Source organism: Pelagibius sp. 7325, from assembly GCF_037652055.1.
In the GTDB taxonomy this organism is placed as follows: domain Bacteria; phylum Pseudomonadota; class Alphaproteobacteria; order Kiloniellales; family Kiloniellaceae; genus Pelagibius.
Genome location: NZ_JBBKAH010000008.1, coordinates 124,454 through 148,827, shown reverse-complemented (window position 1 = coordinate 148,827; position 24,374 = coordinate 124,454). Strand labels below are relative to the sequence as shown.

24 protein-coding genes and 1 riboswitch are annotated in these 24,374 nt (G+C 67.0%); of the genes, 5 read left to right on the top strand and 19 right to left on the bottom strand.

Going from position 1 to position 24,374, the window contains the following annotated elements:
* Nucleotides 1-292: 292 nt before the first annotated feature.
* The 3 genes from WDC82_RS18020 to WDC82_RS18010 all read left to right on the top strand — a co-directional run bounded on the left by WDC82_RS18020 (nt 293) and on the right by WDC82_RS18010 (nt 4,477).
* Nucleotides 293-1,147, top strand: a complete 855-nt coding sequence (locus WDC82_RS18020) for a PEP-CTERM/exosortase system-associated acyltransferase (protein ID WP_340118766.1) — start codon at nt 293-295, stop codon at nt 1,145-1,147.
* A gap of 396 nt (nt 1,148-1,543) precedes the next feature.
* Nucleotides 1,544-2,389, top strand: coding sequence for a PEP-CTERM/exosortase system-associated acyltransferase (locus tag WDC82_RS18015; protein WP_340118765.1), 846 nt, complete (start codon nt 1,544-1,546; stop codon nt 2,387-2,389).
* A 54-nt stretch (nt 2,390-2,443) separates the two neighbouring features.
* A complete protein-coding gene (locus tag WDC82_RS18010; RefSeq protein ID WP_340118764.1) occupies nt 2,444-4,477 on the top strand; it encodes a ThiF family adenylyltransferase in 2,034 nt (677 codons plus the stop codon).
* A 6-nt stretch (nt 4,478-4,483) separates the two neighbouring features.
* Here WDC82_RS18010 and WDC82_RS18005 read toward each other — a convergent pair whose 3' ends face one another.
* From WDC82_RS18005 to WDC82_RS17995, 3 genes are read right to left on the bottom strand one after another with little or no spacing between them, the layout of a single operon-like run.
* Nucleotides 4,484-5,683, bottom strand: a complete 1,200-nt coding sequence (locus WDC82_RS18005; RefSeq protein WP_340118763.1) for a hypothetical protein — start codon at nt 5,681-5,683, stop codon at nt 4,484-4,486.
* Between the two features lie 31 nt (nt 5,684-5,714).
* The gene (locus WDC82_RS18000) at nt 5,715-6,515 is read right to left on the bottom strand and encodes an outer membrane lipoprotein-sorting protein (protein WP_340118762.1); all 801 of its coding nucleotides are present in this window, start codon (nt 6,513-6,515) and stop codon (nt 5,715-5,717) included.
* On the bottom strand, nt 6,502-8,868 hold the full coding sequence (locus WDC82_RS17995; RefSeq protein WP_340118761.1) for an MMPL family transporter: 2,367 nt from the start codon (nt 8,866-8,868) through the stop codon (nt 6,502-6,504). The genes WDC82_RS18000 and WDC82_RS17995 overlap by 14 nt, the downstream gene beginning before the upstream one ends.
* Nucleotides 8,869-9,248: 380 nt before the next feature.
* Between WDC82_RS17995 and WDC82_RS17990 the strand changes: the two genes are divergently transcribed.
* Both WDC82_RS17990 and WDC82_RS17985 read left to right on the top strand, forming a co-directional pair.
* Nucleotides 9,249-9,638 (top strand): phosphomannose isomerase type II C-terminal cupin domain, encoded by a 390-nt coding sequence (locus WDC82_RS17990; RefSeq protein ID WP_340118760.1) that lies wholly within the window; start codon nt 9,249-9,251, stop codon nt 9,636-9,638.
* Nucleotides 9,639-9,646: 8 nt separating this feature from the next.
* Entirely contained in the window at nt 9,647-10,750 is a 1,104-nt protein-coding gene (locus tag WDC82_RS17985; protein WP_340118759.1) for a right-handed parallel beta-helix repeat-containing protein, read from the top strand.
* A 19-nt stretch (nt 10,751-10,769) separates the two neighbouring features.
* On the opposite strand, the gene WDC82_RS17980 is transcribed toward WDC82_RS17985, so the two are convergent.
* From WDC82_RS17980 to WDC82_RS17905, 16 genes are all read right to left on the bottom strand, one after another.
* Nucleotides 10,770-11,540: an ABC transporter permease gene (locus WDC82_RS17980; protein ID WP_340118758.1), complete on the bottom strand. Its 771-nt coding sequence runs from the start codon at nt 11,538-11,540 to the stop codon at nt 10,770-10,772.
* A gap of 28 nt (nt 11,541-11,568) precedes the next feature.
* A complete protein-coding gene (locus tag WDC82_RS17975) occupies nt 11,569-12,288 on the bottom strand; it encodes a TenA family protein (RefSeq protein ID WP_340118757.1) in 720 nt (239 codons plus the stop codon).
* Nucleotides 12,285-13,244, bottom strand: coding sequence for an ABC transporter substrate-binding protein (locus tag WDC82_RS17970; RefSeq protein WP_340118756.1), 960 nt, complete (start codon nt 13,242-13,244; stop codon nt 12,285-12,287). Before WDC82_RS17970 ends, WDC82_RS17975 begins: the two co-directional genes overlap by 4 nt.
* A 33-nt stretch (nt 13,245-13,277) precedes the next feature.
* A complete protein-coding gene (locus WDC82_RS17965; RefSeq protein ID WP_340118755.1) occupies nt 13,278-13,877 on the bottom strand; it encodes a thiamine phosphate synthase in 600 nt (199 codons plus the stop codon).
* A gap of 148 nt (nt 13,878-14,025) precedes the next feature.
* On the bottom strand, nt 14,026-14,799 hold the full coding sequence (locus WDC82_RS17960; protein ID WP_340118754.1) for a thiazole synthase: 774 nt from the start codon (nt 14,797-14,799) through the stop codon (nt 14,026-14,028).
* A gap of 4 nt (nt 14,800-14,803) precedes the next feature.
* The gene (gene thiS / locus WDC82_RS17955; RefSeq protein ID WP_340118753.1) at nt 14,804-15,001 is read right to left on the bottom strand and encodes a sulfur carrier protein ThiS; all 198 of its coding nucleotides are present in this window, start codon (nt 14,999-15,001) and stop codon (nt 14,804-14,806) included.
* Nucleotides 14,970-15,986 carry an FAD-dependent oxidoreductase gene (locus tag WDC82_RS17950; RefSeq protein ID WP_340118752.1) on the bottom strand — a complete coding sequence of 339 codons (1,017 nt, stop codon included), beginning with the start codon at nt 15,984-15,986 and terminating at the stop codon, nt 14,970-14,972. Before WDC82_RS17950 ends, thiS begins: the two co-directional genes overlap by 32 nt.
* 4 nt (nt 15,987-15,990) lie before the next feature.
* Nucleotides 15,991-16,863, bottom strand: a complete 873-nt coding sequence (thiD, locus tag WDC82_RS17945) for a bifunctional hydroxymethylpyrimidine kinase/phosphomethylpyrimidine kinase (RefSeq protein ID WP_340118751.1) — start codon at nt 16,861-16,863, stop codon at nt 15,991-15,993.
* A gap of 56 nt (nt 16,864-16,919) precedes the next feature.
* A riboswitch (TPP riboswitch) is annotated at nt 16,920-17,023 on the bottom strand.
* Nucleotides 17,024-17,065: 42 nt separating this feature from the next.
* Nucleotides 17,066-17,497, bottom strand: coding sequence for a hypothetical protein (locus tag WDC82_RS17940; RefSeq protein ID WP_340118750.1), 432 nt, complete (start codon nt 17,495-17,497; stop codon nt 17,066-17,068).
* A 266-nt stretch (nt 17,498-17,763) separates the two neighbouring features.
* Nucleotides 17,764-18,693, bottom strand: coding sequence for a hypothetical protein (locus tag WDC82_RS17935; RefSeq protein ID WP_340118749.1), 930 nt, complete (start codon nt 18,691-18,693; stop codon nt 17,764-17,766).
* A 123-nt stretch (nt 18,694-18,816) separates the two neighbouring features.
* Nucleotides 18,817-20,124 (bottom strand): type III glutamate--ammonia ligase, encoded by a 1,308-nt coding sequence (glnT, locus tag WDC82_RS17930; protein WP_340118748.1) that lies wholly within the window; start codon nt 20,122-20,124, stop codon nt 18,817-18,819.
* Between the two features lie 86 nt (nt 20,125-20,210).
* Nucleotides 20,211-21,551 (bottom strand): FMN-binding glutamate synthase family protein, encoded by a 1,341-nt coding sequence (locus WDC82_RS17925; protein WP_340118747.1) that lies wholly within the window; start codon nt 21,549-21,551, stop codon nt 20,211-20,213.
* Nucleotides 21,551-22,240, bottom strand: a complete 690-nt coding sequence (locus WDC82_RS17920) for a protein glxC (RefSeq protein WP_340118746.1) — start codon at nt 22,238-22,240, stop codon at nt 21,551-21,553. Before WDC82_RS17920 ends, WDC82_RS17925 begins: the two co-directional genes overlap by 1 nt.
* Nucleotides 22,240-23,139 carry a glutamine amidotransferase gene (locus WDC82_RS17915; protein WP_340118745.1) on the bottom strand — a complete coding sequence of 300 codons (900 nt, stop codon included), beginning with the start codon at nt 23,137-23,139 and terminating at the stop codon, nt 22,240-22,242. Before WDC82_RS17915 ends, WDC82_RS17920 begins: the two co-directional genes overlap by 1 nt.
* Nucleotides 23,140-23,272: 133 nt before the next feature.
* Nucleotides 23,273-23,944, bottom strand: a complete 672-nt coding sequence (locus WDC82_RS17910; RefSeq protein ID WP_340118744.1) for an XRE family transcriptional regulator — start codon at nt 23,942-23,944, stop codon at nt 23,273-23,275.
* Between the two features lie 224 nt (nt 23,945-24,168).
* Complete coding sequence (locus WDC82_RS17905; RefSeq protein WP_340118743.1) at nt 24,169-24,336, bottom strand: hypothetical protein; 168 nt, start codon at nt 24,334-24,336, stop codon at nt 24,169-24,171.
* Between the last annotated feature and the right edge of the window lie 38 nt (nt 24,337-24,374).

The window sequence follows — 24,374 nt, the reverse complement described above, 5'->3', positions numbered from 1 at the left end:
CCGGGGGAAACAGTGTCCGCACGACACGCAGTACGCGGAAGCCGATTAAGTGCTTGTAATTCAAGAATAATTCCCCTTGCCCTGCCGGTTCTTGCAAAGGCCGTCTCCCGTCCGAACGTCCGTTTTCGACCCCGCTTTCGAGCATTGTGGCAAAACTGGGTCTTTTACTTAGACGTCCGGATTAGGCCTTTCTCGTTAACCAATTCTTCTTGCCTGTCTGAGACCCTTCCTCTCGCGACTGTTCTGCGCAGTCATCACCCTCAACACCGACGCGTAACCTAATCGGAGAACTATGGGAACTTTACCATCGCCAGGGACGCTGCGCGCTTCCCTTCCCGCCTCCGCCCTCTCCCTGAGCCGTTCAGACGACGCAGCGAGCGCCCGACCCTCTTCCGCCCGCCTCGATCTCCTGCGCCGTTTCGACCAGACGTTCAGCGAGGCCCCCGCCACCACCAGCAAGGACATTCGCGACGCCTTTCGCCTGCGCTACCAGGTCTATTGCCTGGACCGTGGCTTCGAGAGCGCCGACGCCTGCCCGCAGGGCATGGAACAGGACAGCTATGACGACCAGGCTCTCCATTGCCTGCTTCGCGAGCGCATGACCGGGCTCTCCATCGGCACGGTCCGCCTCATCCAACCGGCGGCGACCCCCGCCTGGTTCGCTGGACTGCCGCTGGCCGACTACGCGCCGCAGGAGAGCATGGCCGACATCATGCGACTGCCGGCCGGCACCACCGCCGAGGTATCGCGCTTTGCCATCACCCGCTCGGCGCGGGAGGTGCTGCGGGCGGCCGATGAGATGCGTGCCGACTACGACGCCGACGCGGCCCAGACGGTGGCGGCGGAGAAGCTGCTGCCCTACATGTCCCTCGGCCTCATCCGCGGGCTGGTGCGCCTCAGCATGGAGCACGACATCACCCACTGGTGCCTTGCCGCCGAACCAAGCCTGCTGAGACGCCTGCGCAGCTTCGGACTGCATTTCACCAATGCCGGTCCGCTGGTTGATCATCGCGGACTGCGCCAGGTGTGCTACGCCGAACTCGCGCCTTTGCTGTCGCGGGCCGAAGAAGAGCAGCCGGAGTTCTGGAGCGTGATCACCGACGATGGCGCCCTCGCCAGCGCGGATCTCGCCCGCAACGCGGCCTGACCAACCAGATCGGCCCGAGGACGGGCCCACAGCGGCGGCTCGATCCTCGCCCCTGACGTGCATCGCCGGGCCAAGCCTCAGGTCACGGTGCCCTTCGCGCAAGGCTCTGCGCCGTGCCCTTACTTCAGGGCCCCAATCGATACAATCTATGGCGGTAGTTTCCGCCCTGAATCAGCCATGTCACGAATAGCCCGCGCTGCCGGATTGGCGCGCCCTGTTTACCCTGCCTTAACAGGCTTGGTGCTATTTCTGTGACACGGAGTACTGGAATCAGCGATGGTGCCGCTGCTATCAGCGCTTGCAACGTCCAGAGAAGACGAAGCCAGGCAAAGATGGGAGCGACGTTGGGGGACTCGGGGTTCCGCTGAGTAGTGAATTCAGCAGGAAAGGGATGCGATGACCGGCTCTCTCCACGACGTCGGACTCATGGTGGAGAATTCTCCGCTTAGGGCCCGACCCAGCCGGCCTGCGCCGCGACATGACATCGCGCCACAGGCGGGCCGCGAACTCTATCGGCAATATTTCGATACCGTCATTGTCGGTGAGAACGACCACGAACTGCGCGACGAGGTCTTTCGTCTGCGTTACCAGGTTTATTGCGTCGAGAACCCCTTCGAGGATCCGGCGGCCAATCCGGACGGAATGGAGCGCGATGCCTACGATGCCAGGGCCGCGCACTGCCTGCTGCTGCACAAGCGCAGCCGCGCCTGGGCCGGTGCCGTCCGCCTGATCCTGCCCAACGCGGAAGACACGACCCGCAGCTTTGCGCTGCAGGAGGTCTGCTCGGACCCGATGATCTCGGACCCCGAGCGCTTCCCGGTCCTCCAAATGGCCGAAATCTCGCGCTTTTGCATCTCCAAGGACTTTCGCAAGCGCCAGGGCGACTGGCTCTATCCGCAAAGCAACGAGGCCGAGGACCGCGAGGACGAGCGCCGCGTCATTCCCAACATGACGCTCGGCCTCATCGAGGGCCTGGTCCAGATGAGCCTGGATCACGGCATCATCTACTGGTGCGCGGTGATGGAGCGTCCGCTGCTCCGCCTGCTCGCGCGCCTGGGCATCCACTTCCAGGACATCGGACCGCTGGTCGACTATCACGGCCGTCGGCAGCCCTGCTTCCTGCATCTCGGCACCATGCTGACGCAGGTTCGTGACGAGCGGCCGGACGTCTGGGAGATTCTCACCGATGGCGGACGCCATTGGAATCGCCTAGAGTGTGAGCTGGCAGCCCAATCCAAGTAAGCGCGGCCGCCAATGAGTCAGCAACCATTCAGACAGCTACCGACGGTCGTAGCGATGAGCGGCGCCAATTTCGACTATGAAGAGGCATTCGACCGCAACATCGGCTGGGTAACGGCGGACGAACAGCGGGCGCTGAGTGCCAAGCGCGTCGCCATCGCGGGGATGGGCGGCGTCGGGGGAGCGCATCTGCTCACCCTCGCCCGCATGGGGATCGGTGCGTTCAACATCTCCGATCTCGACAGCTTCGAACTCGCGAACTTCAATCGCCAGGCCGGCGCGTCGATCTCGAGCCTCAACCGTCCCAAGGTCGACGTCATGGCGCAGATGGCCGAGGACATCAACCCTCAGCTGGACATCAAGGCCTTTCCGGAGGGAATCAACGACGCCAACATCGACGCCTTCCTCAAGGACGTCGATCTCTTCGTCGACGGCTTCGACTTCTTCGTTCCCGACATCCGCGCCAAGGTGTTCCGCCGCTGTGCGCAACTCGGCATCCCCGCGATCACCGCGGGGCCGATCGGCTTCGGTACCAGCTACATCGTCTTCCTGCCCGGCCGCATGAGCTTCGAGCAGTACTTCCGCATGGAGGGACTGCCGAAAGAGTCCCAGTACGCCCGCTTCCTGCTGGGCCTGACGCCCAAGGGCCTGCACCGCGACTACCTCGTCGACCCGAGCCGTCTGAACCTGGTCGAAAAGAAGGGGCCCTCTTCGGCTGCCGCCGTGCAGCTCTGCGCCGGGGTCGTCGGCGGTGAAGCGGTGAAGATCCTGCTGGGGCGCGGCCGCGTGCGCGCCGCCCCTTACTTCCACCAGTTCGACGTCTACCGCGGCAAGTTCGTCTGTCAGCGGCTTTTTCTCGGCAACGCCAATCCGCTGCAGCGGCTGAAGCTGAAGATGGTCGAAAGACACATCGCGGCGACCCTGGCTCTCGCCGACGCTCAGAAAAGCGGCCTGCCGGAGGACGCGACGGAGCTCGAAAGGATCCTCGATCTTGCCCGCTGGGCGCCCAGCGGCGACAACTCGCAGCCCTGGCGCTTCGAAATCCTGGACGGCGACAACCTGCGCATCCATCTTCGCGCGCAGACGGACGAGGATATCTACGACTACAACGACGGCCAGCCGACCCTGCTGTCCGGCGGCATGCTGTTGGAGACCATGCGGATCGCGGCCTCTGCCTACGGTCGTCTGCTGACCTGGTCCCACGAGGAGAGCGATGGGTTGAACCACCGCATCGCCGTCAGCATGGTGCGCAGCCCCGTCACCGCCGACCCCTTGCTCGCCGCCGTGAAGAGCCGCTCCGTCGATCGCGGTGCCTACCATCGCCGCCGCCTCGGCGAGGACGACAAGGCGGCGCTGACCGCCGCCCTCGGCGACGACCTGCGGATCCACTGGCACGAAACTTTCGGCGACCGCCTGGCGCTCGCCCGCCTGAACGCCCGGGCCACCGACATCCGCCTGCGCATCCGCGAGGCCTTCCAGGTCCATCGCCGGGTGATCGACTGGTCGCACGACCTCAGCCCGACCGGGATTCCGGCCAAGGCCGTCGGCCTGGATGCGATGACATTGAAGATCATGCGCTGGGGCTTCGGCGACTGGCGGCGGCTCGAGCGGATGAACGCCATGCCCGGCTCGACCGGCCCCGCCATCCTGCAGATGGATATCCTGCCCGCCGTCCATTCGGCGGCGCTCTTTACGATCAGATCCGCGACGCCGCCCGCCGCAGGCCGCCACGACCCGGAGACCCTGCTGCGCTTCGGCTGCGCGTTGCAGCGTTTCTGGCTGACGGCCGAGCAGCGCGGCCTCGGCCTGCAGCCTGCCCTGGCAACCGCAATCTTCGCGCATTACGGGCGCCACGACATCGACTTCACCCCGGACGAGAAGATCCGCGCGAAGGCGAAAGGGCTGGCTGACGAACTGAACCGCCGCGGCCTCGGTGCCGACGACCTGGTGTTCCTCGGTCGCATCGGCCGCGCCAAGCGGCGCCTCGCCTACCCCCGGTCGATCCGCCGGCCGCTCAGCGACCTGCTGATGCAACCGGCCGCCGACGCGGACAGCGCGCCTCACCGCCACGGCGCCGCCTCCGGCATCTGAGGCCGCTCAGAAGAACCAGGACAGGCGTATTTCGAGGTAGGAGTCCCTGGCGAAGCCGCCCAGGATGTCGTCTTCATCGACGTTGTCGTATATCTGGCCTTCGATCTCCAGGCTCATGCGGTCGGTCAGCCGGCGCTCGAACTCCAGGCTGAAGATGCGCTCCTCCTGGTCGATGTCCAGAATGACGCCGGCCAGCAGTTCGGTGCTCTCCATATCGTTCAGCGTGATCCGAGTGCCCAGGAAGACGTCGTTCTCGAACGGCGTTTCCGGCGTGCGGTCGTCGCGTCCGTCATGCAGGTACTCGGCGAGCAGGCCGACGTCGGCATCGCTCTCCATGACCCCGAAAAAAGTGTACTCGACACCGCCGACGGCGGCGAAGAAGGTATCGTCCTGGCCGGAGCGCGTCATCGCCTCCAGCTTGAACAGCCAGGAATCGACGGTGTACTGCGCGTCCAGACTGGTCTGGTTGATGATGTCGTAGTGCGGGCGCAGCACCATGTCGCCGTTGTCGCTGACGGCCGGGCGCAGGACCGGCTCGCGGCTGGTACCGTAGAAGTGCGCCAGGCCGATGTCCCAGTTACCGAAGCTGTGCGCATAGCGTGCCGCGAAGTCCACATGCCATTGCTCGGCGTTGGAATCGTAGGTCGCGTCGCCCGAAGCGATCGGCATCGCTCCGCGCAGCCGGGCATCGTCGTCGGGGAACGTTCGTTCGCGGAAGCCCGGCAGCACGAAGAAGCTCAGCGTTCCCCAGTCCCGCATCAGGTTCACGTTGGCCATCGGCTGGCCCAGTTTCTCCTCCTCGTCGGGGCTTTCCACCAGATCGGTCTGGTTGATGATGTCCACGAGGTGGCGCGATTCCGTGACCCCCCAGAACACCTTGCCGATGCCCAGGACCATGTCCCAGTCCTCGCCGGCGTGATACCAGTTCAGCTCGCGGATGTCGGCGTGGGTACGGTTCTCGTCGTCGGCATCGAGGCGCAGGAAGGGCACGAAGGTGATGCGGTCGTCGCGGCCGTTCCAGCGATAGCGCAACTCCGGCTGCAGGGCCGTGGACGGCGAGACGATAGCCGAGTCCTGTTCGGCATACTTCGGTTTCTGCGGAAAGATACGCGTCTCCGCCGAGACATAGCCGGAGAAATCGAAGTTGGACCAGGCGAGATCCTGGGCGCCGGCCGGCCCGCCGGCGAGCATCGCCGCCAGCAGCATTCCCCCGGCATATGCCCCCCGGTACCGCATGTCAGCGCAGGCGCTCCAGCCGGTTCGGGTCGAAATCATTGTCGTCCAACCCGTTGCGGAAATTCCACCCCGCAAAGGTCAGACGCGTTGTCTTGCCTGTCTGATGGTTCTCCATGTACCACTCGTCGGCGCGCCAGTACTGATCCAGATACTGGCGATAACCGCTGAACGTCAGCGTCTTCAGCAGCGCATCCTTGCGGTCATAGAACTCGACGCGCTGCACCCGGTATTCCTGCTGGTCGATCCATGTAACCTGCCGAGTATAGCCCGAGTTCTCGTAGAGAGGATAGCGCTCCACGACGAAGCAGGTCAGCGCCCCGCAGGCTTCGTCGCGCAGCCAGCGGTACTCGTACTTGTCGACTTCCGGCGCGAGCATGTCCTCGTAGGCAAACTCGCTGCCAACGAAGGGGCCCGACTTGTTCGCCGACGAGATGCGCTTCACCCGCTTCAGCGCGGGCAGGAAAAGCCATTGGTCATCCGGCTCCAGGATCTTCGTGAAGCTGAGCAGGGCGGTGCCCTCGATGTCGCGCGGGTGATCAAAGACGATCAGCGCCTTGTCACCCACCTCGCGCTCGGGCACCTCAAGCGTCTGGATACGCAGTTCGCGCGTGCTGGTTTGGCCCTGCTGATTGGACAGTTCCATCTTCACCTCGGCAGCGCTGTCGCCGAAGCCCAGGTCGCGACGGTCCATCTCCTCGGCAACGGCGCGCCCTTTCAGTTCGGGCGTCTCGGCCCCAACCGGCGCGCCGGCCGCCAGCACGCCGAGCACGGCGGCCGCAGCCGCGACGTCAGTCCACCGCATGTGCCAGCACACTGGGCGAGTCGGCATGTTTCTTCTCCTTGTCGATGGCCAGCAGCAGCGGCGGCAACAGCAGGAAGTCGGCGACCAGCGCCGCGAAGATCGCCAGCGCCGTCAGCAACCCGAGACTCTCGTTCACCTCGAAGGCGGAAAGCGCCAGGGTGCCGAAGCCGGCGATCAGCACGGCGGAGGTCACCCAGAGGGCGCGCCCCACCGTGGCAAAGGCATAGCGCACGGCGTCCTCCGGGCTCGCTCCCTGCTCCCGGCGGGCGCGCAGGTACTTGCTGAGGAAGTGAACGGAATCGTCAACGATGATACCCAGGCTGGTCGCCGCGATGACCGAGGACGCGAGCCCGATCTCCCCCACCAGCAGGCCCCAAAGCCCGAAGGCCATGATCGCCGGAATCACGTTGGGGATGATGCTCAGTGCGCCGATCCTGAAGCTGCGCAGCGCGACGATGAGCGATAGCGAGATCAGCACGAGGGCCAGGCCCGTACCGGTCAGCATCGAGCGGATGTTGCGCTCGGAAATATAGGCGAACATGACGTAGGGACCGGTGGCCTCCGTCGCGGAGGCCGGCATGTTGGCCGCCAGCCAGGCCTCCGCGCCGTCCTTCAGCCGGCGCACCTCGCTGGTGGTGATGTTTTCCAGCGTCGCGATCATGCGCAGCGACGACTTGTCGACGTTGATCTGGTTGTTGAGGTCCAGGCCATAGGGCAGCGACATCTCGAACAGCAGCAGGTATTGCGCCGCCAGCTCGCGCGCCTCCGGCAGGCGGTACCAGGTCTCGTCGTCGCCGTGCATGTTCATGTTCAGGCGACGCAGGACATCGGTCAGGCTCTGCACATGGACGACGCCCGGCTGTTGGCGCAGCCAGCCAGCAAAGGCGTCCGCCTGGTTCAGGTAGCCGGGCTCGCTGATGCCGCCCTCCTCTCCGGCGGGCAGCGAGAACTCGACCTGGTAGATGCCCGACAGGTTCTCCATCGCAAAGTCGGTGTCGCTGCGGAAGGCAATCGAGTCGTCGAAGTAGTTAACGAACTGGTCGTTCAACTCGATGCGTGGGATCCACAGGGCCATGGCGACGATCATCATCGTCATGCCCCAGAACAGCGGACGGCGCCGGCGCAGCACGAACTCGGCCAGCCGCGCCATGGTGTCGCTGCGCTCCGCCGGCAGCGCCCGAGCGCGCAGCGGTACCACGGCCAGAAACGCCGGCAGAAAGAGCACCGAGTAGATCCAGGCGGCGATGACGCCGAAAGTGGTGATGTTGCCGAGGTCGCGGAACGGCGGCGCATCGCTGAAGTTGAGACTGAGAAAGCCGATCGCGGTGGTCAGTGAGGTGAGGAAGACCGGGTTGAAGTTGACCCGCAGGCTTTCGGCGATCGCCGCCCGCCGGTCGGCGCCCTGCCCCATGGCGTGCTGCATGGTCACCAGCAGGTGGATCGAATCAGCCACCGCCAGGGTCAGGATGATGGTCGGCGCCACCGCCGAAGGCGGCGTCAGCAGGATGCCGAGCCATCCCGCCAGCCCCATCGCCGAGGCGGCCGACAGGCCGACGACCAGCAGGGTGACTGCCATGCCGGCCAACGAGCGCAGGAACAGCAGCAGCGCGACGGTGATGATGCCGTACATGATCGGGATGAGCGTCGTCAGGTCGGCCAGGCTGGCTTCGCTGAAAGCCGCATCGAGCGCGACGAGTCCGCTGACCGCGACGGTGATGTCCGGGTGATCGGCCCGGAAAGCGTCGACCATCGTGCGGGCCGCCGCCATCGCCTGCAACACCTCGTCCTGGTGCTCGCCGGGCAGTGTCAGCGCGATGTTGACCCCCGTCGCGCGGCCGTCCGCGGCCACCAGGCGGTTGACCAGCAGCGGCTCGGCCATCGCGATCTCGCGGATGGCCGCCACCCGCGCGACGGTCAGCTCCGCATCGCCCGGCACCAGGTCCTCGACCGTCAGGTCGTCGCCTTCGGCATAGCTGTGCTGGAAGTTGGTGAGGGAATCGACCCGGCGCGAATAGGGCAGCTGCCAGGCCGCTGCGGTGAGTTCGCGGATCGCGCCCAGCGTCGCGGCGGTGAAGATCTCGCCCTGCTGCGGCTGGAGGACGATCAGGATGTTGTCGTCTTTCGTATAGACCTTCTGCAGGGTCTCGAAGGCCTGAAGCTGCGGGTTCTCCTGGCTGAAAAAGACGCGGTAGTCGGTGGAGAACGTCAGGAAGCGGGCGCCGCTGCCGAGGACCAGCGCGACCGCCACGCAGGCCAGCAGCACCGCCCAGCGCCAGCGGATCACCCATCCGGTATAGGCGGCGATCCAGGCCTCGCCTGGCCGCTTCCCGGCTGCGTGATCTGATCCCGCCATCTCTTCCCCTTGCTCGGCCACGCGAGTGCAGGCCGGCATTGCACCTCCCGAGTGCGCTGGCCCTGTGCGGTGGCCCGGCGACTTGCCAGGACACGCGGGCCAGCAGCACGGGCGGGAGGCCCCGCCAGCGACAATTCAGGGTGACGATAGCGTCATTATGGTTAACAGGCTACTTACGCCCGCCCGCTCGCAGCAGCAGCCGGTGCCGGAACGCCGCGGCGGCCGCAGGATCGGCGGGCTCCCCTTTTGCGCAGCAGCCGGCGCGTTAGGAGCCCAGTAAATCTTTGACCTTACTCTGCCTTTCAGGCGAGCATAGACCCCAGGCACACAGCCGGAGCCGCTATCATAATGCGCCCATTCTCAATGCAAGGATGCCTGTCATGAAGCCGGAACCGGAACTGCTCCAGGCCGTCCGCTACTCGATCGGCGAGTACGAGGAACGTCCGTGGGGAAACTGGCGGGTGGTGGATACCGGCCCGACCTTCATCACCAAGCGCGTCGAGGTGAAGCCGGGCCACCGGCTTTCCTTGCAGTACCACGAGCACCGCTCGGAGCACTGGGTCGTCGTCGCGGGTAGCGGCGAAGCCACGGTCGACGAGACGACCAGCACGGTGGGGCCCGGCGACTACGTGGTGATTCCCTGCGGCGCGGTCCACCGCCTGCACAATACCGGGACGGAGCAGTTGATCATCGTCGAGGTACAGTTCGGCGATATCCTGGACGAACGCGACATCACGCGGTTGCAAGACGACTACGCGCGCAACACCTGAAGCGCCTCATGCAGGGCCGTCACGAGAATTCAAGGAGATACGGCCGCCGGCTGGCGGCCTCGTGCCTCGGCGCCGGCCTTTTCGCCCTGCTGAGCCTCGGCGCCGGACCCAGGGTGGCAGAGAGCGCCGCACAGAGCGCCGCACCCGCGGCCGCAGCGGATATCCTGGAAGTTGCCAGCGCGGAGGAACTGCGCGCCGCCATCGCCGCCGCGCTTCCGGGACACACCATTCAGATCGCACCGGGCATCTACGACTTCACCGGCCCGTCCCTGCGCATCACCGCGGCGGGTCGGGAAGACGGCCGCATCACCCTGCGGGCCGCCGTATCGGGCACCGTGCTGCTGCGCTTCGATCTCCTCGAAGGCTTCCACGTCACCGTCCCCTACTGGACCTTCGAGAACCTCGACATCCAGGGCACCTGCGCAGACGACACCCGCTGCGAGCACGCCTTCCACGTCTCTGGGGCCGCGGCGCACACGGTGATCCGCAACAACCGCGTTTCCGACTTCAACGCCGCGGTGAAGGTGAACGGCCAGGACGGGATCTACCCCGACGCCGGGCTGATCGAAGGCAGCAGCTTCACCAACAGCCGGCCGCGGGCGACCGACAAGCCCGTCACGCCGATCGACATCGTCTCGGTCAGCGAATGGCGCGTGCGCCGCAACGTCATCGCCGACTTCGCCAAGGCCGGCGGCAACAACGTCAGCTACGGCGCCTTCTTCAAGGGCGGCGGCGAAGGAAACATCTTCGAAGAGAACATCGTGCGCTGCGAGTGGCAGCACCGCGGCTACACCCGTGTCGGCTTTTCCTTCGGCGGCGGCGGCACGGCCCTGCGGTTCTGCCGGAACGGCCCCTGCCCGCCCGAGCATCGCTACGGCATCGCGCGCAACAACGTCATCGTCGACTGTCCCAATGATGCCGGCATCTATCTGAACGAAAGCGCCAACACGCTCATTCACGGCAACGTGCTGATGAACACGCTGGGCATCGACGTCCGATTTCCCACTTCGACCGCCACGATCACTGGCAACGTCCTCGACGGGCGCATCGTGGCGCGTGAGGGTGGGTCCTATACGGAATCGGACAACACCACGATCCCCAGGCAGCCCTGACGCCGCAGCGGCGTGCGGCTCACGCCAGGCCCTTGGCCCGGCGGGTCAGGCGGTCGGCCAGGATCCCCACGGCCTTGTGTAGGATCAGCGTGAACACCGCGAGCACGATGAGCGCGGCGAACATCAGGTCGATCTTGGCCCGCCCGTTGGCCAGCAGCATGAGATAGCCGAGCCCCTGCGAAGCCCCGACCCACTCGCCGATGACCGCGCCGATCGGGGCATAGACGGCGGCCAGGCGCAGGCCGGACCCGAAGGACGGCAGCGCCGCCGGCACCCGGATGCGCAGCAGCAGTTGCCGCTTCGTGGCGCCGAAGCTGCGCCCCATCTCCAGCAGGCCCGGCTCGGTATGGCGCAGTCCGTCGAGGAAGCTGGAAGCGACCGGGAAGTAGATGATCAGCACCGCCATGGCGACCTTGGAGCCGAGGCCGTAGCCAAGCCACAGGGTCAGCAGGGGCGCCAGCGCGAAGACCGGCACCGCCTGGCTGAACACCAGCACCGGCAGCACCAGGCGCAGCGCCATGCGCGACATCATGAGGATAAGCGCGGTCAGGCCGCCGAGCAGCGTGCCCAGCGCGATGCCGAGCAGCACCTCGGCGACGGTGACCGCGGCGTGATGCGCGATCAGCTGGTACTGCGCAAGCAGCGTGGTCGCGACGCGCACGGGACCCGGCAGGATGTACGGCGGCACCTCGGTGAGCCAGACGACCGCCTGCCAGCCGGCCAGGGCGACGGCGGCCGCGGCCACACCGTCGCGCAGACGGCGCGACGCCTGCTCACGCGGGCTCGGCATGACGGGTTCGTTTTGTGCCGCCAAAGATCTACCTGTTTCCCGCCCGCAGTCCCATGTCCCAGAAGCCGACCTCCAGGCGGGTCGCCGTGCGGAAGGTGCGGCAGAGATCGGCCCAGCGCGGCGAGGCCTGCGGCGTGGCGCCCAGCCGCTGGGCGGCCGCGCGGTCGATCAGCCGGCCGACGGTCAGACAGACCGCCTGATAGTCGCTGGCGGCGTAGGCATCGATCCACGGGCCGTAGGCCCTGTCGCCGTCCGTTCCATGAGGCGCCGCATCGCCCAGCCAAGCCCCGATTTCGCCGTAGCCCAGCACACAGGGCGCCAGCGCCGCCAGCAGGTCGAGAAAATCGCCGGAAAGGCCGCGATCCATGACGAAGCGCGTGTAGGCCAGGTTCTCGACTTCCTCCTCCGCCGCCATCAGCGTCTTCTCGGAGATGCCGTGCTCGGCGCAGCCCTGCACGTGCAGCGTCATCTCCTGGTTCACCAGGGCGTCGACCGTCGCCGCCGCCGCGCGCATCTCCTCCAGGTCGCCCGCCTTCACCACCGCCAGCGCCCAGGCGCGCGCAAAGTGAATCAGGAAGACGTAGTCCTGCACCAGGTAGTGCAGGTAGGCAGCGCGCGGCAGGCTGCCGTCGCCCATCCGCGCGACGAAGGCGTGGCGGGTGTAGGCCTGCCAGTCCTCCGCCGTGGCGCGGCGCCAGCCGGCGAAGACGGCGGAGCCGTAGTCCGGTGCGGTGTTGGGCGCGGTCATGGCGCCCCGACCTCGACGGCCAGGCTGTCGACGGGCAGCGCCTCGCTCACCAGCCCCGAAGCCACCATGAAGGCCTCGAAGCGCGCATAGCGGCCGCGGTCCAGCGCGGCGGGCCGCAGGGCGAAGCGCGTCACGGTATCCTTCCACGCCATGGCGTTCAGCTCGTCCTGCAGTTCCTTGGCGGTGCCGGCGAAGATCTCCCAGCTCGCCTCCGGATGGTTGACGATGTACTGCGTCGCCTTCTCCGTCGCGGCGAGGAAACGGGCGACGACGTCGGCATCCATGGTCTCCGGATTGGCGATGTAGATCAGCTCGTCGTAGGTCGGCACGCCTTCCTCTTCCGGATAGAAGCAGCGCCCCTCCAGCCCTTCGATGGTGAGCTGGTTCAGCTCGAAATTGCGGTAGGCCCCGATCACCGCATCGACCTGGCGCGACATCAGGGCGGGCGACAGCGACCAGTTCACGTTCACCATCTCGATGTCCTCGAAGGTGAGGCCGTGCGGCTTCAGCATGGCACCCAGGATCGCTTCCTCGACGCCGGCGACCGAGAAGCCGACCTTGCGCCCCTTGAGGTCGGCGAGGCTCTTCACCGGGCCGTCACGCAGCACCAGCAGGCAATTGAGCGGCGTCGCCACCAGAGTGCCCACGCGCTTCAGCGGCAGCCCCTCGTGCACCTGCAGGTGCAGCTGCGGCTGGTAGGACACTGCGAGGTCGGCCTTGCCGGCGGCCACCAGCTTCGGCGGGTCGGAGGGGTCGGCCGGCGCGATCACTTCCACCGCCAGCCCCTGGTCGGCGAAATAGCCGTTCTCCTGGGCGATGATGATCGGTCCGTGGTCGGGATTGACGAACCAGTCGAGCACCAGGGTGAGCTTGTCCGCCGCCGCTGCCGGAGTGGTCTGCATCGCTGCGGCAAAAAGTGCCGCCGTGAGGGTGAGCCCAAAGGCCTTCCATCGCATCTCGCTGTTCCTCTCTTATGCGCTGCTGGGGAGTCAGCCCCGTGTCGCCGCAAGCCAGGCCCGGGTGCGCGCTTCCGGGTCGGCGTTCAAGGTGATGTCGGTGACGACGGAGACCACGTCGGCGCCGGCGGCCAGCACGCCGGGCGCGCGCTCAACCGTCAGGCCGCCGATGGCGATCAGCGGAATGCCGCCGATGCGGCGCTTCCACGCGCTCACGCGGTCCAGGCCCTGGGGGGCCCATTTCATCTGCTTCAGGATGGTCGGATAGACGGGCCCCAGCGCGACATAATCGGGACCGAGCGCCAGCGCGCGGTCAAGCTCCGCGTCGTCATGGGTGCTGATCCCCACCTTGATGCCGGCGCGTCGGATGGCGCCGAGATCGGCGCCATCGAGATCCTCCTGCCCCAGGTGGACATAGTCGCAGCCTTCGTCGATGGCGATCCGCCAATAGTCGTTCACGATGAGCTGGCAGTCCGCCGCGTCGCAGAGCGCCTTGGCCGCGCGGATCTCCCGACGCGTTTCTTCGTCGCTGCGTTCCTTCACGCGCAACTGCACCAGCTTCACGCCCAGCGGTAGGAGACGGCGCAGCCAGTCGCTGCCGTCGACGATCGGGTAGAAGGGATCGAGCGTCATCGTTTCGCCTCCGCCCGCTGCGCAGGGTGCGCAGGGCGCGCGCAACCCACCCCAACCGTCATCCTCGGGCTTGACCCGGGGATGACGGCCTGAGTGACCGTTCTCGCGGTGCGAACCTTCAAGAGACCCAAAGACATTCCCTTCCCCTTCACCCCAAGAACGCCTTGCCGATGACCGGTGTCGAGGGTGCCGCCATGTCGCGCGGCTCCATCGGGTCGGCCTCGAAGGCGGCGCGGCCCGCCGCGATCGCCTGCGAGAACGCCGCTGCCATGGCGACGGGATCGCCTGCCTTGGCGACCGCGGTGTTCAGCAGCACCGCGTCGTAGCCCAGTTCCATGGCTGCCGCGGCGTGGGACGGCAGGCCGACGCCGGCGTCGATGACCAGCGGCACATCGGGAAAATGGGCGCGCAGGCTGCGCAGGCCATAGAGGTTGTTCAAGCCCAGGCCCGAGCCGATCGGCGCCCCCCAGGGCATCAGCACCTCGCAGCCCGCATCCAGCAGGCGCCCGGCCGCGACGAGGTCTTCGGTCGTGTAGGGAAACACCTGGAAGCCTTCGGCCGAGAGGATCTCAGCCGCCTCCACCAGGCCGAAAAGATCGGGCTGCAGGCTGTCGTGCTCGCCGATCACCTCCAGCTTCACCCAGGGCGTGCCGAAGACCTCGCGCGCCATTTCGGCGGTGGTGACCGCCTCTTTCACGCTGTGGCAGCCGGCGGTGTTGGGCAGCACGCGCACGCCGAGCGCGCGGATCAGGTCCCAGAAGGCCTGGCCGTCACGGCGCTCGGCCGACTCGCGGCGCAGCGACACCGTGACCACGTCGACCCCGGCGGCGCGCACCGCCTCGGCGAGGATTGCCGGTGAAGGGTATTGCGCGGTGCCCAGCATCAGCCGGTTGCTCAACTCGACACCGTAGAAAGCGGTCATGCCGTCATCCTCCCTGCATCGGGGCGATCACTTCCAACTGGTCGCCCTCGCCGAGCGTCGTCTCGCCACGCACACGGCGGCCGACGAAGGCGCCGTTCACCGCCGTCGCCACCGTGTCGCCCTGGTAGCCGAGTTCCTCCAGCACCGCGTCGAGACGCTCGCGCGCCACATCACAGGGTTTGCCGTTCAAGACGATGCGCATCGCGCCCCTCCTCGTTCTCGCCGTCGGCTTGTTCGCCAAAGACCAGCGCGGCGGCGCGCCGCGCCATCGCCGGGGCCAGCAGGAAGCCGTGGCGGTAGAGTCCGTTCACATGGACGGTGTCGCCGTCGCGCCAGGCGCGCGGCAGGTTGTCAGGAAAAGCCGGCCGCGCGTCGACGCCGATCTCCATCACCTCGGCCTCGCCGAAAGCCGGGTGCAGCGCGTAAGCGGCGTTCAGCAGTTCCATCAGCGAACGCGCCGAGACCGGCGAGCGCGAGGCACTCTCGATCATCGTGGCGCCCAGCATGTAGATCCCTACGCCTCGCGGCACGAGGTAGACGGGAATGCGGGGATGCAGCAGGCGGACGGTACGGCTGATCGCGAGCGCGCGGCAGCGCAGCACCAGCATCTCGCCGCGCACGCCGCGCAGTTCGGGAAGCGCGGGCCGCGCGGCAAGGCCGCGGCAGTCGACGGTGACGTCTCCTTGCGGGGCGTGGCGGGCGTCGGTGCCGAAACGCAGGACGGCACCGCCGGCGGCAAGACGCTCGGCCAGCGCCGCGGTTGCCGCGCGCGGATCGAGGTGGGCTTCTCCGGAAAACAACAGGCCCTGGCGGAAACGGCCGGCCAGGTCGGGTTCCAGCTCGCCGATCATTGCCGCATCCACCGCCTCGTGCTGCGTCGTGCGCCTGGCAAAGCGCTTCAGTTCGCCGCTGTCGCGGGCCGGCGCCAGCACCAGGGTGCCGCGCCGCGTCACGCCGCCGGCGTGCTGTGCCCACCAGTCCGCCGCCGCCTCGCCCAGGCGCACGACCTCGTCTTCGGCGCTCTCGCCTTCGCACCAGGGTGCCAGCATGCCGCCGGCCCACCACGAACAGGACGCCGGGCCCAGGTCGCAGGCGCGGTCGACCACCGTGACCTCGGCGCCGCGCTTCAGCAGCTCTGTCGCGCAGGTCAGGCCGGCCACTCCGGCGCCGATGACCGTCACCCGCATGGCGCTACCTCCGGACCGCATGCCGGACCGCATGCCAGACCGCATGGAAGTGATGCACCGGGCCGTGCCCCGAGCCGACCGCGAGGCCGTCCGCCGCGGCGATGGCACCTTGCAGGTAGTCGTGCGCGTCGCGCACCGCCGATGCCAGATCGGCGCCCTTGGCGAGGCCCGCCGCGATGGCGGCCGAGAGCGTGCAGCCGGTGCCGTGGGTGTTGCGAGTCGCGCGGCGCGGCGCTTCCAGGCGCAGCGTCCCGCCACCGCTGGTCACCAGCAGGTCGACGCAGCGCTCGCCCCTGCCGTGGCCGCCCTTCATCAGCACGGCTTGCGGGCCGAGCGCCAGCAGCGCGCGTCCCTGCGCGGCCATTTCCTCTTCGGTGGCCGCCTCGTCGATGCCCAGCAGGCGTGCCGCTTCCGGCAAGTTCGGTGTCAGCAGACTGGCCAGCGGCAGAAGCGTCTCGCGCAGTGCGGCGACGGCAGCCTCCGGCAGCAGGGCATCGCCGGACTTGGCGACCATCACCGGGTCGAGCACGATGGGCCGGCGGCAGCCGCGCAGGCTCCGGGCGACCGTGCCGATGATCTCCGGTCCGCCCAGCATGCCGATTTTAACCGCGGCGATATCGAGATCGTCGAACACCGCGTCGAGCTGCGCGGCGATGGTCTCGACGGGAATGGCGTGGACCGCGGTGACGGCGCGGGTGTTCTGCGCGGTGACCGCCGTGATGACGCTGGCGCCGTAGACGCCCAGCGCCGAGAAAGTCTTGAGATCGGCCTGAATGCCGGCGCCGCCGCCGCTGTCGGAACCGGCAACGGTGAGGGCAATCGCCGGTGCGTGCCCGCCGATGCCGGCCTTGGCTACGTGCAGTCGTGCTTGCGCCACCTCTCGCGTCCCCTCTTAAAGGGCCGGAAAAGGAAAGCGGATCAGGCTTATTTCTGGAGATGTCGTGACCCGTTCCCTTCGCCGGCATTACCCGGATCAGGTTCCTTGGGTTGACGCCTCAAACGTCTCTCAGCCCTTTCGAGCACCCCAACGGTAGGTCATGAGATAACAGGTCGCGCCGGCCCTTTCAAGGGGCCGCGGCTCAGTTCGCCGGGCCGTGCAGCCGCTCGCAGGTAAAGAGGGCGGACTCGGGCTCCAATGCCAACATCTGCTCGCGGGCGCGCAGGCGCCGAATGCCCTCGGCCTCCAAGGCGAGCACGAGCGGATGGTGCATGATGTAGTCACGCGCATCTTCCGGCGAGGTCACATCGATGGCTTCGACGCTGGCGGTGAGAGGCTGCCGGTCGTGATCGCGTCCCAGCCGCACGATGAAGAAACGCTGCTGCGCGATCTGCGACAGCGCGGTCGCCATGCGCTCGACGCTGTCCACGTCGTCGGTGTCGCGCGCGATCTCGTTGATCGTGCGGTAGGTCACCTCGACCAGCTCGTTGGCGAGCCAGCAGATGGCGCCGTCGGCGAAGACCCGCCGGCTGCGTGGCGTCTCCAGCGACAGCCCCCGGCTTATCCCTGCCATATAGTCAGCGAGATCGGCGACGCTATCCGGCGCAGGGATCCTGTAGCCGCTCCACATGAGCTCCCGGGTCCCTATGACCGCACAATAGCCCCAAACGTCGTGAAACGATTCCGGACCCACAGAGGTGACACGCGACATCCGATCCACTTCCTGTTCGTCGCAGCTAACTCAATGAAATCTGACGGAAATTCGTTAACGAACTCTCGCCATCGTCATTGGATGACCAGGGCCGGCGCTGTTCCCGCCGGAGGCCAAGGCCGTAAGTCTCAGCAATCCAGCAGAAACGGGCCGATGATCGACGGCTGCGGCCCGTGGAGTTCCGGCTGCGCGGCGGCGGGACGCACGCGGCCGGCCGCGGCCGGCGCCTCCCCCGGGCCAGGCAGCGCACAGGGGGGCGTCGGCAGGCCCGCACCATTCCACAGGATCGCCACCGTCCGCTTCACCTCCGCGCGCGGCAGGCCCAGTTCTTCCAGGTAGCGCTTGATGTGCGGCTGCCGGTCGCTCAGCAGCTCCAGGAGGGCGTCCCGCTCCGCCGCGCTCGGTGTCGCCTCGTTGGTCAGCCCGAACATCGCCGCTTCCTGGTCACGCCGAGCCTGCACCCGGTGGTGGCGTTGGCGGTTGGAGCCGAAACGGATTTCGAACCACGCCTCGCCCCGGGCGCCGCGCTGCAGCGCGCTGCACAGCTTGGGGCCGATGAGCGCGGGGTTGCAGTAGGCCAGGGAGAACAACGCCACCAGTTCGCGCGATCCGGCAAGGGTGGCGAGCAGTTCGCGGCCCAGCTTGCGCTGCAATACGGCCTCGACGTCGGGGCGTGCCAGTTCGAACAGCGCCTGCGCCTGCGCGCGGTCGATCAGAAAGCTAAAGCCGTTGCGCGCCTGTGGGTCTTCGCCCGGTATCCAGGGGCTGACCAGCCGTCGCGCCGCCGCCACGTCATGGCACGACAACGCCTCGCCAACCGCCGTCAGCCGGATGCGGTCCTGCGGCGTGAGGCGGATGCCGATGCCGGCCAGGTCGCGATCGAGGGAATCCCGCGGCGGCCAGCCCGGGGTGCTGTCCAGCATCGTAAAACCCAACCCCAGGGTGGGAAGGCCGCGCGGGTCACTGTAGACCCGCGGGACGAAACCTTCGCTGGCGGCGACGAAATCGAACAACGCCCGGTCGAATGAGCCTTCGATCCGCCTGGATACGATCGCCACGACACCCCCCACGAGTTGCGATAAGACAAGGGTCGGGTTGATCGAAGGTAGAAGTCAATACCCCGAAATCGCTAGTTTCGGCCACGCCCCCGGAGCGGTCGCCTTTGCTGCATCGCAAAAAGATCAGCAATCCAAGGTATTCTGGCGTTCCCACTCGGTCAGGTGACGGCTGTAGTCGCGCCACTCCTCCATCTTCAGCTTCACGAAGGCAGCGACCAGTTCCGTCCCCAGGACATCCTCCAGGACCTTGGACTTTTCCAGGGCGCGCAGGGCATCCAGCAGGTTGAGCGGCAGCCGCTTGGCGCCCTTGGCCTTGTGGCCCTCGGTATACATGTTGATGTCGAGGCGCTTGCCCGGATCGCGCTTGCCGGCGATGCCTTCCAGGCCGGCGCCCAGCACGGCCGCCGGCATGAGGTAGGGATTGGCCGCGCCGTCGGCGAGGCGGAACTCGAAACGCCCCGCATCGGGGATGCGGATCATGTGGGTACGGTTGTTGCCACTGTAGGTGACGGTGTTGGGCGACCAGGTGGCCCCGGAAGTCGTCACCGGCGCATTGATGCGCTTGTAGGAGTTCACGGTCGGGTTGGTGATGGCGCACAGCCCCTCGGCAGCGTTCATCACTCCGGCGATGAACTGGTAGCCCAGCGTCGAGAGACCGTGCGAATCCTTCTTGTCCTCGAAGAGGTTCTCGCCGCTCTTGGTCGACCACAGGGAAACGTGCATGTGGCAGCCATTGCCGGTCAGATTGGCGAAGGGCTTCGGCATGAAGGTGGCGCGCAGGCCGTGCTTCTCGGCCAGCGCCTTCACCATGTATTTGAAGAAAGCCTGGCGGTCGGCGGTCTTCAGGGCATTGTCGTACTCCCAGTTCATCTCGAACTGGCCGTTGGCATCCTCATGGTCGTTCTGGTACGGCCCCCAGCCCAGCGCCAGCATGCAGTCGCAGATCTCGGTGATCAGTTCGTAGCGCCGCATCAGCGCTTGCTGGTCGTAACAGGGTTTCGCCTGGGTGTCGGCGGCATCGGAAATCGCAGTGGCGTCGGGCAGGATGAGGAAGTACTCGCACTCGACGCCGGTCTTCATCTCGTAGCCCTTGGCTGCCGCCGTCCTGGATACAGTCTTGAGCACGTTGCGCGGCGCGTGCGCGACTTCCTTGCCGTCCATCCAGGGATCGGCGGCGAGCCAGCCGACCTCCGGCTTCCACGGCAGCTGGATCAGGCTCTCCGGATCGGGCACCGCGAACATGTCCGAGTTCGCCGGCGTCATATCCAGCCAGGTCGCGAAGCCGGCGAAGCCCGCGCCGGTCTTGGCCATGCCGTTGATCGCCTCGACCGGCACCAGCTTGGCACGCATGACGCCGAACAGATCGGTGAAAGAAATCAGGAAATACTTGATGCCGCGGTCCTTGGCGACCTTCGCAAGATTGACTGCCATCTGCCCCTGCCCTGTTGCCCCGTTCCTGTTCAATGCCGCGGCGCACCGCCGTTACCCCTGCTCCACAATCGGGGCGCCGCGCCCCCTCAATACCCGCCCTTGCCCGGCACCCAGTTCGTCCCCGCGAGCGGCACCTGGGCCATCGCCGCGGCTTCCACGCTCAGTGCGACAAGGTCTTCCGGCTCCAGGTTCAGCACGTGCGACTTGCCGCAGGCGCGGGCGATGGTCTGCGCCTCCAGGGTGAGCACGGCCAGATAGTTGGCGAGGCGCCGGCCCGCCGCCACCGGATCGAGGCGCGCGGCAAGTTCCGGGTCCTGCGTGGTGATGCCCGCCGGGTCGCGCCCCTCGTGCCAGTCGTCATAGCAGCCCGCCGTTGTGCCGAGCTTCTCGTACTCCGCTTCCAGCGCCGGATCGTTATCGCCCAGCGCCGCCAGGGCGGCCGTGCCGATGGAAACCGCGTCGGCGCCCAGCGCCAGCGCCTTGGCGACGTCGGCGCCGTTGCGGATGCCACCGGAGACCACCAGTTGCACCTTTCGGTGCATGCCGAGATCCTGCAGCGCCTGCACCGCCGGTCGGATCGCCGCCAGGATCGGGATGCCGACATGCTCGATGAAGACCTCCTGGGTCGCCGCCGTCCCGCCCTGCATGCCGTCCAGCACCACCACGTCGGCGCCCGCCTTCACCGCCAGCGCGGTGTCGTAGTAGGGCCGGCTGGCGCCGACCTTGATGTAGATCGGCTTCTCCCAATCTGTGATCTCGCGCAGTTCGTGGATCTTGATCTCCAGGTCGTCCGGCCCGGTCCAGTCCGGATGGCGGCAGGCGGAGCGCTGGTCGATGCCCTCGGGCAGTGTGCGCATTTCGGCCACGCGCGGCGAGATCTTCTGGCCCAGCAGCATGCCACCGCCGCCCGGCTTGGCGCCCTGCCCTACCACCACCTCGATGGCGTCGGCCTTGCGCAGGTCGTTGGGGTTCATGCCGTAGCGCGAGGGCAGCAGCTGATAGACCAGGATGTCTGAGTGGCCGCGCTCCTCCGGCGTCATGCCGCCGTCGCCGGTGGTCGTCGAGGTGCCCAGGGCCGAGGCGCCACGCCCCAGCGCTTCCTTGGCCTGCGCCGACAAGGAGCCGAAGCTCATCCCGGCGATGGTGATGGGAATCTTCAACTCGATCGGCTTCTTGGCGAAGCGCGTGCCCAGGGTCACGTTTGTTGCGCACTTCTCGCGGTAGCCCTCCAGCGGGTAGCGCGAGACCGAGGCGCCGAGGAACAGGAGGTCGTCGAAGTGCGGCACCCGGCGCTTGGCGCCTCCGCCGCGAATGTCGTAGAGGCCCGTGGCCGCTGCGCGGCGGATCTCGGAGAGCGTATAAGCGTCGAAGGTCGCCGACGCGCGCGGTGTCGTCTGCGGGATACCTGCGGGAGACGGCTTGTCCATCAGTAGGCGCTCACGTTGTCGACCTTGAAGTTGTACAGCTGGCGCGCCGAGCCGTAGCGGCGGAACTCGGCAGGGTCGATGCCCCCGTTCACGCCCGCCTTGGCCAGCAGCGCCGCCAGTTCCGCCTTGTGCCGGTCGGTCATCTCCTTCTCGATGCAGTCGGCGCCCAGGCTGGCGACCTTGCCGCGCACGTAGAGGCGGGCCTCGTAGATGGAATCGCCCAGCGCCTCGCCGGCATCGCCGAGCACGACGAGGTTGCCCGCCTGCGCCATGAAGGCGCTCATGTGCCCGACGTTGCCCTTCACGATGATGTCGGCGCCCTTCAGCGAGATGCCGCAGCGGGCACTCGCATTGCCGCCGATCACCAGGGTGCCGCCGTGCGCTGTCGCACCGGCCGACTGGCTCGCATCGCCGGTGACACGCACCTCACCCGACATCATGTTCTCGGCCAGGCCGACGCCGGCGTTGCCGCGGATGGTGACGCTCGCCTGCTGGTTCATGCCGGCGCAGTAGTAACCGACGTGTCCTTCGATCTCGACCGCGATGGGCACGTCCAGGCCGACCGCAATCGCGTGCTGGCCGCGCGGGTTCCTGATCGTCCACTGGGTATCGTTGGTGTCGGGCGGCAGCGCGTGCAAGGCCGCGTTCAGGTCACGCAGCGATGTCGCCGCCAAATCGACGGCACTCATCAGGTACGCTCCCAGAAGTAGACGGTCGCCGGCTCCGGCTCCCACACCTTGGCCTGCTCGATGCCCGGCAGCCCGGCCAGCGCGCGGTACTCGGACCCGAAGGCGACATAGTCCTCGGTCTCCGCCAGCACGGCGGGCTTGCAGGCGATGGGGTCGCGCAGCACGCCGAAGCCCTTCTCAGTGCCGACCACGAAAGTGTAGAAGCCGTCGAGGTCCTTCAGCGACGCCTCCAGCGCATCGCCCAGATTCATGCCGCGGCTCATCTGCCAAGTGAGATAGGCGGCGGCAACCTCGCTGTCGTTCTCGGTTTCCATCGTCATGCCCGCGTGAGCCAGGTTGCGGCGGATGCCGCAGTGGTTGGAGAGCGATCCATTGTGCACCAGGCACTGGTCCGGCCCGGTCGAGAAGGGATGCGCGCCGGCGGTGGTGACCGCGGACTCGGTCGCCATGCGGGTGTGGCCGACCGCATGGCTGCCGGCCATGGCGGGCAGGTTGAAGCGCGCGCTCACCGAGGCCGGCAGGCCGACCTCTTTGTAGACCTCCATGGCGCGCCCGGCGGCGAAGAGGCTCACCTCCGGCGCATTGACCCGCAGCCAGGCCTCGGCCTTGCCGCGCATTGCCTCCGGCACGGTGAGGATGGCGTGGGTCGAGCGCGTCAGCAGATCGACCTCGTCCTTCAAGTGAGCCGCAAGCCGCTCGGCCAGGTCGGCGAAATCGTAGCCCTCCCCGGCCGCGCGCAGGGTCAGCTTCACCCGCGCCTGGAGCGGCTTTCCGTAGATGGCGAAACCGGCACTATCGGGGCCGCGGTCGGACAGCACCGCCAGCATCCCGCCGAGCAGTCCGCCGAGCGCCGCGGCGTGCGTCTCGTCTTTCAGGAAAAGACCGGCAATCCCGCACATTTCCAAGCCTCGTTAAGGGGTAAACCGCCCCCGTCCGCGGAGGCTTCACGAGACTAGCAGTCCGCGCCGGACTGTCAATCTGTAAGAAACAAATTTTCTTGAGGATAAATACCCTTATCCCATCAACGCCGCGCTACTGGTCGCGCTCGAACACGATGATGGAGAGGAACTTCAGCGGCAGCTTGCGCAGTTCCTCCGGCCCGTGCGCGGCATTGGCACTGAAGAACAGCGAATCGCCGGGACGCAAGCGATAGACCTGGTTGCCGTGGCGGTAGCCGACCTCGCCCTCCAGGATGTAGATGAATTCCATGCCTTCGTGGCGAAAGTTGGAATAAGCCTCGGCCTCTTTGGTCAGCGTGATGAAGTAGGGCTCGTAGGCAAAGTTGCCGGGAAAGGGATGCCCCAGCAGCTGGTACTGGTGGCCGGACCTGGTGCCGCGCCGCTCGATGGTGAGACCCTCGCCCGCCTTCACGTGGGTGACGTCCTGGCGCTGCTCGAAGTCGGCGAAGAGGCTGGTCATCGGCACGTTGAGGGCATGCGCCAGGCTCTGCAGCGTCGCCAGCGACGGGGAGATGGCGCCGTTTTCCACCTTCGACAGCATGCCAGCGGAAAGCCCGGCCTGCCCCGCCAGTTCGGCCACCGTCATGTCCTGACGCTTGCGCAGCGCGCGCACCTGGGCGCCGAGGGCTTCCTCGATAGACTGGCCCTCGGCGGTGCCCGGCGCGGAGGAGCCGGTCGCCAAGCGGATCGGAATCTCCTTCGCGCCGGCCTTCGCAGGCGCGGTCTTTGCCTTCGGTGCCTTCACTTTCGCGCTCTTCGCTCCGCCTTTTCCTGCTGCGCTGCTCCCGGCCAAGGCTCGCTTCCTTGTTCTCCTGATGACGCGCGCCACCCTAGGCAGCGGCCGGCCGTTTCGCAAGTCCACTTACGATTGTCGATCCGCTGCATCGGCACAAAAGAACAGGGCCGCCCGAAGGCGGCCCTGCAACGCCAACCGCCGGTGCTCACTTCCGGGCGGCAGCACCCCACAAGCTACTTCTTCAGGTACTTTGCGTAGACATGCTCTTCGTGGATCGCCGCCAGCACGATGGCGCCGAAACAGGCGACCACGGAAAGCAGCAGGATAATTCCCGGCGTGGCGCCGCCGGCACCGGTGAAGATCACCTGCGCGCCTTCCCAGGTTTCGATTGGTGAACCCATAGCTTGATTCTCCTTTCCTAAGTAAGTTGGCCCGGATT

Coding starts and splice junctions, on each gene's coding strand:
- WDC82_RS18020 (WP_340118766.1), top strand. CDS start 293: ATGGGAACTTTACCATCGCCAGGGACGCTGCGCGCTTCCCTTCCCGCC.
- WDC82_RS18015 (WP_340118765.1), top strand. CDS start 1,544: ATGACCGGCTCTCTCCACGACGTCGGACTCATGGTGGAGAATTCTCCG.
- WDC82_RS18010 (WP_340118764.1), top strand. CDS start 2,444: ATGAGCGGCGCCAATTTCGACTATGAAGAGGCATTCGACCGCAACATC.
- WDC82_RS18005 (WP_340118763.1), bottom strand. CDS start 5,683: ATGCTGCTGGCGGCGATGCTCGCCGGCGGGCCGGCCGGCGCCCAGGAT.
- WDC82_RS18000 (WP_340118762.1), bottom strand. CDS start 6,515: ATGCGGTGGACTGACGTCGCGGCTGCGGCCGCCGTGCTCGGCGTGCTG.
- WDC82_RS17995 (WP_340118761.1), bottom strand. CDS start 8,868: ATGGCGGGATCAGATCACGCAGCCGGGAAGCGGCCAGGCGAGGCCTGG.
- WDC82_RS17990 (WP_340118760.1), top strand. CDS start 9,249: ATGAAGCCGGAACCGGAACTGCTCCAGGCCGTCCGCTACTCGATCGGC.
- WDC82_RS17985 (WP_340118759.1), top strand. CDS start 9,647: ATGCAGGGCCGTCACGAGAATTCAAGGAGATACGGCCGCCGGCTGGCG.
- WDC82_RS17980 (WP_340118758.1), bottom strand. CDS start 11,540: ATGCCGAGCCCGCGTGAGCAGGCGTCGCGCCGTCTGCGCGACGGTGTG.
- WDC82_RS17975 (WP_340118757.1), bottom strand. CDS start 12,288: ATGACCGCGCCCAACACCGCACCGGACTACGGCTCCGCCGTCTTCGCC.
- WDC82_RS17970 (WP_340118756.1), bottom strand. CDS start 13,244: ATGCGATGGAAGGCCTTTGGGCTCACCCTCACGGCGGCACTTTTTGCC.
- WDC82_RS17965 (WP_340118755.1), bottom strand. CDS start 13,877: ATGACGCTCGATCCCTTCTACCCGATCGTCGACGGCAGCGACTGGCTG.
- WDC82_RS17960 (WP_340118754.1), bottom strand. CDS start 14,799: ATGACCGCTTTCTACGGTGTCGAGTTGAGCAACCGGCTGATGCTGGGC.
- thiS (WP_340118753.1), bottom strand. CDS start 15,001: ATGCGCATCGTCTTGAACGGCAAACCCTGTGATGTGGCGCGCGAGCGT.
- WDC82_RS17950 (WP_340118752.1), bottom strand. CDS start 15,986: ATGCGGGTGACGGTCATCGGCGCCGGAGTGGCCGGCCTGACCTGCGCG.
- WDC82_RS17940 (WP_340118750.1), bottom strand. CDS start 17,497: ATGGCAGGGATAAGCCGGGGGCTGTCGCTGGAGACGCCACGCAGCCGG.
- glnT (WP_340118748.1), bottom strand. CDS start 20,124: ATGGCAGTCAATCTTGCGAAGGTCGCCAAGGACCGCGGCATCAAGTAT.
- WDC82_RS17925 (WP_340118747.1), bottom strand. CDS start 21,551: ATGGACAAGCCGTCTCCCGCAGGTATCCCGCAGACGACACCGCGCGCG.
- WDC82_RS17920 (WP_340118746.1), bottom strand. CDS start 22,240: ATGAGTGCCGTCGATTTGGCGGCGACATCGCTGCGTGACCTGAACGCG.
- WDC82_RS17915 (WP_340118745.1), bottom strand. CDS start 23,139: ATGTGCGGGATTGCCGGTCTTTTCCTGAAAGACGAGACGCACGCCGCG.
- WDC82_RS17905 (WP_340118743.1), bottom strand. CDS start 24,336: ATGGGTTCACCAATCGAAACCTGGGAAGGCGCGCAGGTGATCTTCACC.